Origin of the sequence: Micromonospora sp. A200 (genome assembly GCF_029893845.1) — a bacterium.
Lineage (GTDB): Bacteria > Actinomycetota > Actinomycetes > Mycobacteriales > Micromonosporaceae > Micromonospora > Micromonospora purpureochromogenes.
On sequence record NZ_JARXXY010000028.1, the window covers coordinates 47,175 to 59,848 of the forward strand.

A 12,674-nucleotide genomic window follows, 5' to 3' on the forward strand; every position below is an offset into this window, starting at 1 on the left:
CGGCGCTCCGCTCTTCGAGGGCGAATGGGGCGTGACCCGCACGACGTGCGCTGAGTCGGACCGGACCGGGTGCCCACACCTGCATCCGCACTGTCAGACGTGTCCGGCCAGACCGTGCACGCCGACGAGCCGGGGGACAGCGACGCGGCCCAGTTCGGTGCCGGTGCCGGGATCGTGCCAGCTCACGCCATTGTTCTGGCCCACGTAGAGGCGTCTGCCGTCGCGGCTCAGCACGAGGCCGGAAACGGGTTCGCGGACCCGCCAGTCAGCCGCGCGGCCGGGGCGCGTGAGATCCGTCATCCGTACCACCGTGCCGGCGCCGATGAAGAGGCGGTCCATGTCGGCGGCGGCGTGTGCGGTCCCGACGCCCCTGGGCCGCGTGTCTGTCCGGTGTACGCGCAGCTCCTCGGTGTCGATCTCGGCGATGGTGCCCGACGTGACGTCGGCGACGAAGAGCCGACCGCCGTCGGGGCTGATCGTCATGGCGTGGCCGATCGCGGCCGCCGCACCGAACGGATGGGGCAGGTCGATGCAGTACGCCCATCGCTCGTGGAGGTGCAGCGTGTGCACGAACGCGTGCACGTTGCCCGGCCGCCCGCTGACGAGGTTGCGGGTGTGCTGGTGGTCGGGCTGGTGGGTGTAGAGCGTGTAGAGGGTGGTGCGATCCGGCGAAAGCACCGCCTGGCGTCCGTCGCCGCGCATCTCCTCCTCGGCGCCGGGCGGCACCGGCGCCTTGGCACGGGTGTGGAGCGGACCGGGTGTCCCGGTGGCGAGATCGACGACGCGGACCCGGTAGCGGTCCGGTGCCGTCGCCGGGAGCCACTCGAGGACGAAGAGCCCGGCGAGATCCGCGGTGAACGTCTCCGGTACGAAGTTGCCCCGCAACTCCAGCCGGTGTCGCACGCCGGTGACGTCGGCGATCAGCACGGGGGTCACGTCCCGCCCCTCCGGGCGCCCCTTGGTGGCACCCACCTCGTTCGACGTGAGCGCCACCGTACCGTTGGCCGAGACGGCCTGCGGCACCCAGCGTCCGGGCAGCTTGACCCGAGTGGAGGTGCCGCCCGTGGCGGTGTCGACCCGCCACAGGGCGGTGTCGGCGCCCTCGGGTGCGGTCGCGTAGATCGCCCGCCCGTCGGCGGTGGCGAGAGACCGCGGGAACGTCCGCCGGTCCGCACCACGCAGTAGGCCGAGCCCGTCGTCGACCTCGACGAGCAGTGGGTCAGGGACCGTGACGGCCCGGGCCTGACTCGGGTGCCGCGCTCGATCGCAGCCGACCAACGCCGCGGTGCCCGCACCGGCGAGCACGGTCAGCAGGTTGCGACGCGAGATCCTTGTCATTGCCAGCATGCTCCGGTGACACCGCCACACCCGCCGAGGTTCCACCTCCGTCCCTGGAACCCATCCGGTACGGGCGGTGTCATGAGGGTGATCCAACTGGAGGTTTCCACTGGACGACGAAGAGCTCGTCACCGGCGCTCGGGCAGGTGACCTGGGGGCGTACGACCTCCTGGTCGCCCGGCACACCGCGTCCGCCTACCGGACGGCGGTGCTGCTCGGCGCGGGCTCGGACGCGGAGGACGTCATCCAGGAGGCGTTCGTGAAGGCATACCGCAAGCTGTCCCGCTATCGGGGAGAGTCGTCCTTTCGCGCCTGGCTGCTCGCGATCGTCGCCAACGAGACCCGCAACCTGCACCGCTCACGCAGCCGGCGGGACGGACTCATCCTGCGGGCCGCCGTGGCGAACCCGGAGTCGCAGATCGCCGAGGACGGCGCGGTGGGCGGCGTCCTCGCCGCCGAGCGGCGGGCCACGCTGGTGCGGGCCCTGCGGCTGCTGCCGGTGAAGGACCGTGAGGTGATCGTGTGCCGGTTCCTCCTTGATCTCAGCGAGGAGGAGACCGTGACGATGCTGGGCTGGCCCAGAGGCACGGTGAAGTCGCGGACGTCCCGAGCGCTGGCGAAGCTCCGCGCCCTGCTCGACCGCGAGGAGGTGCGCCATGGATGACCTCGAACGGGAGTTGCGTGACCTCGCCGAGTGGCTGGACACACCCGCCGCGCCCGACGTGGCCGACCGCGTACACGCCCGACTGGCCGCGCCCGCGCGAAGGCGACGCCGGTGGCGCTACTACCTCGCCGTGGCGCTCGTCGCCCTGCTCGTCGCGGTGCTGCCGCCGGGGCGGGCCGCCCTCGCCGACGCCGTGGCGGGGCTGCTGCGCTTCTCCGGAATTGTCATCGACACGTCGTCGGCGCCGATCTCGCCCACCGGCAGTCCGTCGCCGCTGCCGTCGCAGCGGCCCGCCTCCCTCCACGAGGCGCAGGGGAAGCTCCGCTTCCCGATCCGCCTGCCGACGAAGCTGGGTCCGCCCGAGCAGGTGCTGGTCGCCGACGCCGACGGCACCGGCTCCTACCGGGTGGTCACCCTGCTCTACCGCGGGGGCGTGGTGCGCGTCGATGCCTTCGACGGTCGCCTCGATCCGGTCTTCCAGAAGCAGGCCGCCGGGCCGGGAGTGGACTGGGTCCAGGTCGACGGGGGCTTCGCGGTCTGGATCGGCGGCCCACACCCGCTGGCCTACGTGGATCGTGCGGGCACGGTCCGCGTGGAGAGCGCGCGGCTCGCCGCCTCGACCCTGATCTGGGAGGAGGCCGGCGTGAGCTACCGGCTCGAAGGCGACCTGACCAAGGGCGACGCGATCGAGATCGCCAACTCGCTGAACTGAGCGAGGGACGGCGGTGACAGTCGAGCCGGCAGATCGGGTGGGGAACCCCGAGGGCCCGAGCGGTGTCCTGAATGGTGCCAGGCACGAACGGCGTCAGCGGCTACGACGGAGGGCGCGAGATGGGTTCCTGGGGCAGGGTGTTGCTGGGGTCGGCGGTCCTGCTGGCGGCGTGCACGACCACGGGACGGTCCGCCACGCCGGTCGGCGCTCCGGCCACCACGGCCCCGGCGAATCCTCCGGCGAGCGCCGCGTCGGGCTGCGGCTCACCGGTCGAGACGGGTGTCCTGCCGGACTGGGCGGACGCCGGGTTCAGCGGGGAGGCCCGGATCCCGCACGTCTTCGGCGCGAAGGGCGAGATCGTCGCGGTGCTGTTCGGTCACCCGCTGGCGCTGCGCCGGGACGAGGGGCCCACCAACAAGATCCTCTGGGTCGCCAAGCTTGCGGCGACGTCGCCCGACCCGGCGTCGCCCGCCACCCTGGCGATCACCGCGACGCTGGACGGAACCGACACGCGGGTGACCCGGGAGGTCGCCGGCGGCCCCGGCCCGTCGATCATCGATCTGCCGCGGGCCGGTTGCTGGCACCTCGAACTCCACTGGTCGGGACACACCGACACGATGGACCTCGTCTACGCCGAGGACTAGCGTCATGCCCAGCACCGTTGTCGAGGGCCTACGGCGGTGATCGATGATGCTGGCGACCCGTGGGCGTGAGACGCCCGCAGTTCGGCTACTCGAGATCGATCGGCCGGTCGACCAGGGCGGCCAGCCGCTTCGGCGCCAGGACGCAGTAGCTCTCGGTGAGCAGCTCGGCGACCTCGTCCCAGTCGACCCCGTCGTCGAGCACCATGCCGACGACGTCGGCGCCCCAGTCCGGCTTGAAGAACGGGTGGCCGCCGGCGATCAGCCCGGCGATCTCGTCGCCGGGCGACCGGAACGTCAGCACGCAGATCGGCTGGTCGGTCGCGGCAGCTCGGGCGTAGGCCGCCTGGTGGTCGGGGTCGGCCGTGAGCACGTGCGCGAACGTGCGTTTGCGGATCCGCCAGCGCGTGCCCACCCACGCCGGCTCCTCGTAGGTCTCCGGCAGCCCGAGGCAGACGGGCCGGAGCCGGTCCAGGATCTCGGGTGGGACGTCGCCAGGGCCAGTCATGTGCGCGACGCTAGCCGGCCCCTCCGACAGGCCGGAGACGTCGATTCGTCGTAGCCGGGGGGTACGACTGACGACAGACCGATGATTTTCGGCTCGGTGGACGGTCTACCCAAGGGACACGAGTGGGAAGGATGAGGATATGAGCGGCGTACGAGTGCTGGTGGGCACGCGCAAGGGCGCGTTCACGTTGACGTCGGACGGCAGTCGCGGCGACTGGACGGTCGACGGACCTCATTTCGGCGGCTGGGAGATCTACCACCTGAACGGGTCGCCGGTCGACCCGGACCGGCTCTACGCGTCCCAGTCCGGCGGCTGGTTCGGGCAGCTGATCCAGCGCTCCGACGACGGCGGCAGGACCTGGAACCCGGTCGGCAACGACTTCGCCTACTCCGGCGACGTCGGTGAGCACCTGTGGTACGACGGCACCCCGCGCCCGTGGGAGTTCAAGCGCATCTGGCACCTCGAGCCGTCCCGCCACGACCCCGACACGGTGTACGCCGGTGCGGAGGACGCCGCCCTCTACGTCTCCACCGACGGCGGGCTGAAGTGGAAGGAGCTCACCGCCCTCCGTACGCACCCGACCGGGCCGACGTGGCAGCCCGGTGCCGGCGGCATGTGCCTGCACACGATCATCCTGGACCCGGCGAACAAGGACCGGATCTACGTCGCCATCTCGGCGGCGGGCGCGTTCCGCAGCGACGACGCCGGCGCCAGTTGGCTGCCGATCAACAAGGGTCTGCGTTCCGGGGAGATCCCCGACCAGGACGCCGAGGTCGGCCACTGCGTGCACCACATCACCCAGCACCCGACCCGGCCGGACACCCTGTTCATGCAGAAGCACTGGGACGTCATGCGCAGCGACGACGCGGGTGCGAACTGGCGCGAGATCAGCGGCAACCTGCCGTCGGACTTCGGGTTCCCGATCGCGGTGCACGCGCACGAGCCGGAGACGATCTACGTCGTGCCGATCAAGAGCGACTCCGAGCACTTCCCGCCGGAGGGCAAGCTGCGCGTCTACCGCAGCCGCACCGGTGGCAACGACTGGGAGCCGTTGACCAGGGGACTGCCCCAGTCCGACTGCTACGTCAACGTGTACCGCGACGCGATGGCGGTCGACACGCTCGACCCGTGCGGGATCTACTTCGGCACCACCGGCGGTCAGGTCTACCACTCGGCGGACGGCGGCGACAGCTGGGCGCCGATCGTCCGGGACCTGCCGGCCGTGCTCTCCGTGGAAGCCCAGGTGCTGCCGTGATCCGGGTCGTCCTCCCGGCCCACCTGAAGAACCTGGCTCACGTCACCGGCGAGGTACGTCTCGAGGTGCCCGGTCCGAATGCCGGGCGGGTCACCCAGCGCCTGGTGTTGGACACCCTCGAGGCGCGATACCCCATGCTGCTCGGCACCATCCGCGACCGCCACAGCGGCAAGCGCCGCGCGTTCGTCCGCTTCTACGCCTGCGAGGAGGACCTCTCCAACGACTCGCCCGACGCACCACTGCCGGAGCGGGTCATCGCCGGCGAGGAACCGTTCATCATCCTCGGCGCGATGGCCGGAGGGTAGCCCGGACCGCGGCGAGGGCGGGTTCGCGGACATCCGGCTGCCTGGCCGGCTCGCCCGTTCCTCGCCGGTGGTTTCGGGTACCCGGGGCGCATGGCGGAGCTGCTCGAGGACGGCGACATCTACTTCCTCTACCGTCCCCGCGTCGAGGAGGAGCACGTCGACTCCCTGGAGGAGGTGCAGCGGCTGCTGGTGGTGATGCACCCGTGGCGGGGGCGGCACCTGCGGCTGCTGGTGGTCGGGCGTAAACGCCTGCCCGGCATTGACGAGCACGACCGGTTCTGGGCGTTTGTCGACGCGGTGGTGGACCGGCCGGAGCAGCTGCACGAGGCGCTGCAGGCGCGCACGTACCGGACGAGGACCCGCGGCGAGCGGGAGCAGCAGCCGGCCCGCCCCGTGGCGGAGGGCGCGTACGTCATCGCCCGGCACGACGACCACACCCATCTCGCGTACGAACTCGAACTTCCGCTGCGGCTCGGCGAGGCGCAGCACGAGCTGAGCATCGAGCCGGAGCCGAGCTACATCATCACGGTGAAGAACCCGCAGGCACCCTCCCCGCCCGGGGTCGGCCTCCGCGGCTCCCGGAAGGTCACGCTGCCCGCTGCGCTGCAGAAGAAGTTCCACGGTCGTCGGTTCGCCCCGCTCGACCCACCCGGCTTCCTCGATCACCCCGGGACCGAACTCGTGCTCATCGGCGCCGCCCACGACGCGTCCGAGGAGCTGGAGATCGACCTGGACGCGGAGGTCGAGCGCGCGGCCCGGAGCACCATCTTCGGGGATCTGCGGATCGGCCGCCGGGAGCGTCCGGTCGCTCCGCTGTTCACCGGCGAGTGGGCCTGAGCCCGAACTCAGCGGTCCGGGCTGTCCGCCGGCGCCATCACCCGCAACGCGTTCGCGTCCACCCCGACCCGGATCGGCGTCGTACCGCACAACTCCCCGTCCACCTCGACCCGCGCCGGCCGGTCGGTCTCCAGCCACAGCTCGCGCACCGCGAGGAAGGGCTCGTCGCGCAGCGTCCGCCGGTGCCCGGTGGCAGCGTTGCCGACGGTGGCGAGGATCAGCCCGCGCCGCGTCGCCCCGCCGACTGGGTACGCCACCAGCAGCCGGTCGTCAGCGTCGGCGTCCGCGGTGATCGGCCGGCCGGCGTGGAAGCCGCCGTTGGCCACGTAGAGCTGGTGGGTGACGAGTTCGTGCGTGGTGCCGCCGGCGCGGACGGTGGCGCGCAGCGGCCGGTGCCGGCCGAGCAGCGCCAGAGCGGTCACCGGGTACGCGAGCCGACCGGAGACCCGCTTCAGCCGCGGCGGCGTCCGGAGCATGATGTCGGCGGACAGGCCCACGCCGACGTGGTTGGTGAACCGCCTTTCGCCGGCGATCCCCAGGTCGACGTCGATGACCTTGCCCTGGGTGAGGACCGCGATGGCGTCGTCCAGGTCCAGCGGAACGCTGACGGTGCGGGCGAAGTTGTTGGTGGTGCCCAGCGGCAGCAGGCCGAGCGCGATGTCCCGGTGGGCGAGCAGCCGCCCGGCGGTGCTGAGCGTACCGTCGCCGCCGCCCACGACCAGGACGTCCGGCTTCAGGTCGGCGGCCGCGGCGACGCTCTCCTCCAGCTGCCCGGGCCGGTCGGTCCGGTACGTGCCGAGCAGGTCGAAGCCGGCGCCGACCAACCTGGCCCGGGCCCGCTCGCAGTGTTCCCGGCCGCGGCGGGAGCCCGCGTTGATGACCAGCGCCGCCCTCCGGTCCCGCCGGATGGCCGCGGTCAGCTCCTGCTTCGTCCGCATGAACCCCGACCCTATATCCCGCCGGACGGTCGTCCGCTCGCATCGGGAGGGAGGCTTCGAGGGTCGCGTCCGCTGAACCCGTCACCTCGGCGGCGGCGGGGTGAGCGACGGCTCGACGCTCCGCGACGGCTTCGGGCTCCGCGACGGGCTCGGCTTGGGTGATCCGGTGGGCGTCGGTGTCGGCTTCCTGGTCGGGCTCGCGGTGACGCACGTGCCCGGGTCGCAGGTCGGCCGGGTCGCGGTCGGCGTCGGCTGCGCCGAGGTCGGCTTCCGCGTCGCCGGGGCGGTGGGCGACGGGGTGTCGTCCGGGAACGTCGGCTCCTGGAACCGGTACTTGTCCGGGTCGAGCTTCAATGCGGCCGTGGCCTGTTCCATGAACTGCCGCCAGATGGGCCCCGGGCCGGTGGATCCGTAGACCTCGTAGCTGCCGTCAGAGGTCTTCAGCGGCTTGCCGTCGACCGTGCCGAGCCAGACCGCGGCGGCGAGCGCGCCGGTGTAGCCGACCATCCAGGTGTGCACGTTCTGGGTGGTGCTCGTCCCGGCCTGCCAGGTGCCCGTCTTGCCGGCGGAGTCCCAGCCGTTGTCGAGCTTGGCCGCCTTCACCTGGCTCAGCGTCCAGTTCAGCTGGTTGACCGCCTCCCGGTCGAGCCCGATGTCGGTCTGCACCAGCTGTTCGTCGAGGATCTTCTCGTCGCCCTTGGTGACCGAGCGGACGAAGTGCGCGTCGGCCCGCTTCCCGCCGGCGGCGAAGGTCGCCATCCCGTTGGCGTGGTCCTGCACGGTGATGCCGTACTGGCCGATGCCGACCTCGGTGGAGAAGTGCCGCGCCAGCTCCTCACCCGAGTGGCCACGCAGTTCGATCCGCTTCGGGCGCGGGTTGCCCTTCTCGTTGGCCCACATCGAGTCGACCCCGGCCTTGGTGGCCATGTCGATCACCTTCGCGGTGCCGAGCTGCTCGGTGAGCGCGAAGTAGGTGACGTTGAGCGAGGCGACGGTGGCCTCCCACAGCGCGCAGTCCGGCTGGCACGGTGCCCGCTCGGCGTTGCGGATCGGACCGGCGGGGCTGCCCTTCGTCCGGCCGGAGGCGGGGAACTCCTTGGTCTCCGGCGAGTCGAAGTGCTGCTTCACCGAAATTTTCTCCTGCACGGCCGTGGCCAGGTCGTACACCTTGAACGACGACCCCGGCGGGTGCTGGCCGAAGCCGCGGGCCTCGCCGTTCTCGTCCTGGTACCAGCCGGCGTAGTCGGCGCCGGAGCCGTCGCTGCCGCCGTGGTAGCCGAGCACCCGGCCGGTGCCGGGCTCCACCGCCACGAGCGCGGCCTGCCAGTTCTTCGGCTGGCCCCGGACCGCCTCGGGGGCAGTGTCGCGCCGGAGGTCGGCGGCCGCGTCGGCGGCGTCCTGGACCCGCTTGTCGATGGTGGTGACGATCTTGAAGCCGCCGTTGCGGATGTAGTCGGCGGGCTTGCCCTGGAACGGCTCGGTCTGCCGCAGCTCGCTGAGCACGTGGTTGACCACCAGGCCGGTCGGCCGGTCGAGGTTGGACCGGCCGGCGGCGGGATCGAGCGGCTTCACCGTGTCCGGGTACGCCAGGTCGGCCGCCTCGTCCGCCGACAGGTAGCCCAGCTTCACCATGCCGTCGCGGATGTAGTTCCACCGGTCGATCGAGTTCTGCCGCGCCAGGGGACTGCGCCGCGGATCGTAGCCGGGGTGGCCCTCGGGGTCGTCCGGGTCGGCCTCCGGCTGCTTCACCATGGCGCAGAGCACCATCGCCTCCGCCGTGGTCAGCTGGTTCGCCGCCGGCGCGTCACGGCGCACCGTCTTGCCGAAGTACGCCTGCGCGGCCGCCTCGATGCCGTACGAGCCCCGCCCGAACGGCACGGTGTTCAGGTAGAAGCCGAGAATCTCCTCCTTGCTGTACTTGTCGTCGAGCTTCCACGCGATCACCGCCTCGCGGAGCTTGCGCGAGTAGGAGACGCCCTTGAGGTCGGCGGCCACCCGGGCGTACTGCTGGGTGATCGTCGACGCGCCCTGGCGCTGGCCGCCGGTGACGTTCGACCAGGCGGCGCGCAGCACCCCGCTGAAGTCGATGCCCTCGTTGGTCCAGAACGTCCGGTCCTCGGTCGCCACGATCGCCTGTTTGGCGGCGTCGTTCATCTCCGGGTAGGGCACGATCGTGCGGTTCTCCGTGCCGAGCTTCGCCATCGGGGTGCGACCGTCGGCGAAGTAGACCGTGGTCGACTCCGGCAGTTCCAGGTCGCTGGGCGTGGGCACGCTGTCGACGTAGTACGCCCCGGCGGTGAGACCGCAGCCGGCGAGCAGCGCGAGCACGGCCAGGACGATCAGGAGGCGCTTGCGCCGACGTTTCCGCGCCAGCGGGGCACCGGTCGATCCGGGTACGGGGGCAGCGCTGTCGTTGTTACCGGTAGGAGGCACCCGCACCCACTACCCTCCGGCCGGTCCGCCGAATCTTGACCAGCCCGCGTCGTGCCCGGTGCCGCCGGTCGGACGGGCTCAGACCTCGGTCAGCTCCAGTAGCCCTCTGCCAACCGCGCAGCATATTCACCCCCACCTTGACTGCTATGTGCACCTATTCGGCAGATCGGTTTCGACGCACGACCCTGATCGGCTCGGGCTGTTCGTCATAAAGCATGTAGCCGGACTCCTCGTGATCGCTAGCCGATACGGGTGCGACATGGACGCCAACGGTGGGACGCGGGTTCCACCCGATGTCCAGGGGCTTGTCGTACCACTGAACCTCCCTGACGGCATCAGTAGCCGGAATCCAGACCCCGCAGGGCGACCCTACCTGCAGGTCGGCGGGAGCGGGCTCGATGCGCCAAGGCATTTCCATCCACTCGCCGCTTCCCGCATTGCGGGGGAAGGCAACGCGGCTATCCCAGCGGAAGCGTGACTGCGGGTCGGGGTTCCGCCACGGCCAGGCGACGAAAACGTAACGAGGCGTTCGGCCCTCAACCGATACGTGGGTCAGATCGCAGGAGATCGATATCATCTCACCAACCCGCAGGTCCTTCAGTGTATTCGCACTGACACTCTCTGCATAGACCGATGCCATGAGGGCGAAACCTGCGCCGGAGCGGGCATGCCCCTAGGACGGTCCTGCTCCGGCGCGATCGCGTTTCTTCACGTCAACCGTTGGGATGGGCGACAATCGCGGACTGAAGAACCCTGCCGATGCTATTCAACCATGCATCACCCTTACGTTGATTTCCATTCCTTGCGGCCACCTCCCGTCAGTGAGCTCATCGATCTTCCATGTGTAGCGGATGCTCGGCGGTGGCACGGCGTAGCCGACGGTGCCGGCCACGATGGCCGCCGAGATGACGCAACCGACGCCCGTACCGCAGAGCGCGATCGCCGCGGTCGCGCCGAGGACGGCCATGGGTCCCGTTTAACTCGACTCGGCCGGAAGGTGCGAGACCCGTGCACATGACCGCCCTGGCCTTCGTCCCAGGTGTGCCCGTCCGGCATGGGTGATCCGGCTCGCCGTCTTCTCATGTCCAGGCGGGGCGCGAGTTCTCCCGTTCCGGGCCGCTTGATCCGCCGATCAGGTCATGATGACCGGGTGCCCCGCTGGCGGTGGTGCGGTGAACGGGGGAGCGGTCGTGCAGGACGTAACGGTCGAGCCGGTGGTCACCGGCGCACCGGTGCCCAACCTGGCCGAGATGGTGTGGGACAACGCCCGGCAGGCGCCCGACGTGGTGCAGTTCGTCCGTCCGGATCCGATTTCCCGGTCCTGGCCGGCGCGCCGGTCCGTGCAGGGCCGGGCGCTGCCGGTGACGTGCGAGCAGTTCCGCGACGACGTGCTCACCCTCGCCCGTGGGTTCATCGCCGCCGGTGTCGGGCACGGCGACCGGGTCGCTCTGATGAGCCGCACCCGCTACGAGTGGACCCTCGTCGACTACGCGCTGTGGTCCGTCGGCGCGGTCACCGTTCCGATCTACGAGACCTCCAGCGCCGAGCAGCTGGGGTGGATCCTGGCGGACTCGGGTGCGGTGGGGTGTGTGGTGGAGACCGCCGCGCACGACACGATGCTGGCCGGCCTGCGCGGCGACCTGCCGGCGCTGCGCCAGACGTGGCAGATCGACGGCGGTGGGCTGATCGCCCTGGCGGGGCAGGGCCGCACCGTCGACGACGGGGAGGTCGAGGCGCGGCGGCAGGCGGTGTCGGGCGGGGACCTGGCCACGATCGTCTACACCAGCGGCACGACCGGCCGGCCGAAGGGCTGCGCGCTGACCCACCGCAACATCTACTGCGACGTCACCAGCGCGACCTCGGTGCTGCCGGAACTGTTGCATCCGGGCGCGTCGACGGTGTTGTTCCTGCCGCTGGCGCACGTGTTCGCCCGACTGATCCAGGTGGGGGTGGTGCTCACCCGCGCGACGATGGTGCACAGCGCCGACCCGGGCCGAGTCTTCGAGCAGCTGCGCAAGTGCCGCCCGACGTTCATCCTCGCGGTGCCGCGGGTGTTCGAGAAGATGTACGCCAGGGCCCGACGGCAAGCCGAGGACACCCACCGGGGACGGCTGTTCGCCGTCGCGGACGCCGTCGCCGTGCGGTACAGCCGCGCCCTGGACACCGAGCGAGGTCCGAACATCCTGCTGCGGCTGGCGCGCGCCGGGTGCGACGTGCTGGCGTACCGGAGGCTGCGCGCCGCCCTCGGCGGACGGTGCCGGCTGGCGATGTCCGGCGGTGCGCCGCTGGAGCAGCGGCTGGCGCACTTCTTCCGCGGCGCCGGCATCACGGTCCTGGAGGGGTACGGGTTGACCGAGACGGCTCCGGCGGTGACGGCGAACGTGCCCTCGGCGATGCGGATCGGCACCGTCGGCCGCCCGCTGCCCGGCGTGGAGATCCGCATCGCCGACGGCGGGGAGGTGCTCGTCCGCGGCGAGATGGTCTTCTCCGGTTACTGGAACAACCCCGACGCCACCCGGGCGACCCTCACCGACGACGGCTGGCTGCGCACCGGTGACCTCGGCAGCCTCGACCCCGACGGCTACCTGCGCATCACCGGCCGCATCAAGGAGATCATCGTGACGGCGGCGGGGAAGAACCTCGCCCCCGCGCCGATCGAGGAGCAGGTCCGCGCGCACCCCCTGGTCGGCCAGTGCATGCTCGTCGGCAACGACCGCCCCTACGTGACCGCCCTGGTCACCATCGATCCACCGGCCTGGCAACGGTGGCGGGTCGCCCACGGCCACCCGGACGCGGACGTGGCCGACCTGCGGGACGACCCCGAGCTGCGCCAGGAGATCCAGGCTGCGGTCGACCACGCCAACCAGGCGGTGTCCAGGGCGGAACAGGTCAAGCAGTTCCGGATCCTGCCCCGGGACCTCACCGAAGCCGACGGGGAACTCACCCCCACCCTCAAGGTCAAACGCGAGGCGGTCCAGGCCCGCTACGCCGCCGACATCGAGGCCCTCTACCGCGGCCACTGACCCGCCGACCGCCGGTCGCC

General features: G+C 71.3%; 13 protein-coding genes. 7 read left to right on the forward strand and 6 right to left on the reverse strand.

Features of this window, described 5'->3' with window-relative positions; translation table 11 throughout:
* Positions 1 to 93: 93 nt before the first annotated feature.
* Entirely contained in the window at positions 94 to 1,338 is a 1,245-nt protein-coding gene (locus M2302_RS24260; RefSeq protein WP_280840149.1) for a hypothetical protein, read from the reverse strand.
* A 208-nt stretch (positions 1,339 to 1,546) separates the two neighbouring features.
* On the opposite strand from M2302_RS24260, the gene M2302_RS24265 reads away from it, so the two are divergent.
* The 3 genes from M2302_RS24265 (at position 1,547) to M2302_RS24275 (ending at position 3,358) form a co-directional block, all read left to right on the forward strand.
* On the forward strand, positions 1,547 to 2,002 hold the full coding sequence (locus M2302_RS24265) for an RNA polymerase sigma factor (RefSeq protein WP_280840150.1): 456 nt from the start codon (positions 1,547 to 1,549) through the stop codon (positions 2,000 to 2,002).
* Positions 1,995 to 2,714 carry a hypothetical protein gene (locus M2302_RS24270; protein ID WP_280840151.1) on the forward strand — a complete coding sequence of 240 codons (720 nt, stop codon included), beginning with the start codon at positions 1,995 to 1,997 and terminating at the stop codon, positions 2,712 to 2,714. Before M2302_RS24265 ends, M2302_RS24270 begins: the two co-directional genes overlap by 8 nt.
* A 71-nt stretch (positions 2,715 to 2,785) precedes the next feature.
* The gene (locus M2302_RS24275; protein ID WP_280840152.1) at positions 2,786 to 3,358 is read left to right on the forward strand and encodes a hypothetical protein; all 573 of its coding nucleotides are present in this window, start codon (positions 2,786 to 2,788) and stop codon (positions 3,356 to 3,358) included.
* An 85-nt stretch (positions 3,359 to 3,443) separates the two neighbouring features.
* Here M2302_RS24275 and M2302_RS24280 read toward each other — a convergent pair whose 3' ends face one another.
* The gene (locus M2302_RS24280) at positions 3,444 to 3,863 is read right to left on the reverse strand and encodes an MmcQ/YjbR family DNA-binding protein (protein ID WP_280840153.1); all 420 of its coding nucleotides are present in this window, start codon (positions 3,861 to 3,863) and stop codon (positions 3,444 to 3,446) included.
* A 139-nt stretch (positions 3,864 to 4,002) separates the two neighbouring features.
* On the opposite strand from M2302_RS24280, the gene M2302_RS24285 reads away from it, so the two are divergent.
* From M2302_RS24285 to M2302_RS24295, 3 genes are all read left to right on the forward strand, one after another.
* Complete coding sequence (locus M2302_RS24285) at positions 4,003 to 5,118, forward strand: exo-alpha-sialidase (RefSeq protein ID WP_280840154.1); 1,116 nt, start codon at positions 4,003 to 4,005, stop codon at positions 5,116 to 5,118.
* Positions 5,115 to 5,423 (forward strand): MoaD/ThiS family protein, encoded by a 309-nt coding sequence (locus tag M2302_RS24290; protein WP_280840155.1) that lies wholly within the window; start codon positions 5,115 to 5,117, stop codon positions 5,421 to 5,423. The genes M2302_RS24285 and M2302_RS24290 overlap by 4 nt, the downstream gene beginning before the upstream one ends.
* Positions 5,424 to 5,513: 90 nt before the next feature.
* Complete coding sequence (locus tag M2302_RS24295; RefSeq protein WP_280840156.1) at positions 5,514 to 6,260, forward strand: hypothetical protein; 747 nt, start codon at positions 5,514 to 5,516, stop codon at positions 6,258 to 6,260.
* Positions 6,261 to 6,268: 8 nt separating this feature from the next.
* Here the strand turns inward: M2302_RS24295 and M2302_RS24300 are convergent, their stop codons facing one another.
* From M2302_RS24300 to M2302_RS24315, 4 genes are all read right to left on the reverse strand, one after another.
* Entirely contained in the window at positions 6,269 to 7,198 is a 930-nt protein-coding gene (locus M2302_RS24300; protein ID WP_280840157.1) for a diacylglycerol kinase family protein, read from the reverse strand.
* A gap of 81 nt (positions 7,199 to 7,279) precedes the next feature.
* The gene (locus tag M2302_RS24305; protein WP_280840158.1) at positions 7,280 to 9,637 is read right to left on the reverse strand and encodes a transglycosylase domain-containing protein; all 2,358 of its coding nucleotides are present in this window, start codon (positions 9,635 to 9,637) and stop codon (positions 7,280 to 7,282) included.
* A gap of 148 nt (positions 9,638 to 9,785) precedes the next feature.
* Complete coding sequence (locus tag M2302_RS24310; RefSeq protein ID WP_280840159.1) at positions 9,786 to 10,271, reverse strand: hypothetical protein; 486 nt, start codon at positions 10,269 to 10,271, stop codon at positions 9,786 to 9,788.
* Positions 10,272 to 10,397: 126 nt separating this feature from the next.
* Positions 10,398 to 10,598, reverse strand: coding sequence for a hypothetical protein (locus M2302_RS24315; RefSeq protein ID WP_280840160.1), 201 nt, complete (start codon positions 10,596 to 10,598; stop codon positions 10,398 to 10,400).
* Positions 10,599 to 10,821: 223 nt separating this feature from the next.
* Between M2302_RS24315 and M2302_RS24320 the strand changes: the two genes are divergently transcribed.
* Positions 10,822 to 12,654 carry a long-chain fatty acid--CoA ligase gene (locus M2302_RS24320; protein WP_280840161.1) on the forward strand — a complete coding sequence of 611 codons (1,833 nt, stop codon included), beginning with the start codon at positions 10,822 to 10,824 and terminating at the stop codon, positions 12,652 to 12,654.
* Positions 12,655 to 12,674 lie beyond the last annotated feature (20 nt).

Excerpts from the sequence above, each read along its gene's own strand:
- M2302_RS24260 (WP_280840149.1), bottom strand. The coding sequence starts at position 1,338 with ATGACAAGGATCTCGCGTCGCAACCTGCTGACCGTGCTCGCCGGTGCG.
- M2302_RS24270 (WP_280840151.1), top strand. The coding sequence starts at position 1,995 with ATGGATGACCTCGAACGGGAGTTGCGTGACCTCGCCGAGTGGCTGGAC.
- M2302_RS24275 (WP_280840152.1), top strand. The coding sequence starts at position 2,786 with ATGGTGCCAGGCACGAACGGCGTCAGCGGCTACGACGGAGGGCGCGAG.
- M2302_RS24280 (WP_280840153.1), bottom strand. The coding sequence starts at position 3,863 with ATGACTGGCCCTGGCGACGTCCCACCCGAGATCCTGGACCGGCTCCGG.
- M2302_RS24285 (WP_280840154.1), top strand. The coding sequence starts at position 4,003 with ATGAGCGGCGTACGAGTGCTGGTGGGCACGCGCAAGGGCGCGTTCACG.
- M2302_RS24295 (WP_280840156.1), top strand. The coding sequence starts at position 5,514 with ATGGCGGAGCTGCTCGAGGACGGCGACATCTACTTCCTCTACCGTCCC.
- M2302_RS24300 (WP_280840157.1), bottom strand. The coding sequence starts at position 7,198 with ATGCGGACGAAGCAGGAGCTGACCGCGGCCATCCGGCGGGACCGGAGG.
- M2302_RS24310 (WP_280840159.1), bottom strand. The coding sequence starts at position 10,271 with ATGGCATCGGTCTATGCAGAGAGTGTCAGTGCGAATACACTGAAGGAC.
- M2302_RS24315 (WP_280840160.1), bottom strand. The coding sequence starts at position 10,598 with ATGGCCGTCCTCGGCGCGACCGCGGCGATCGCGCTCTGCGGTACGGGC.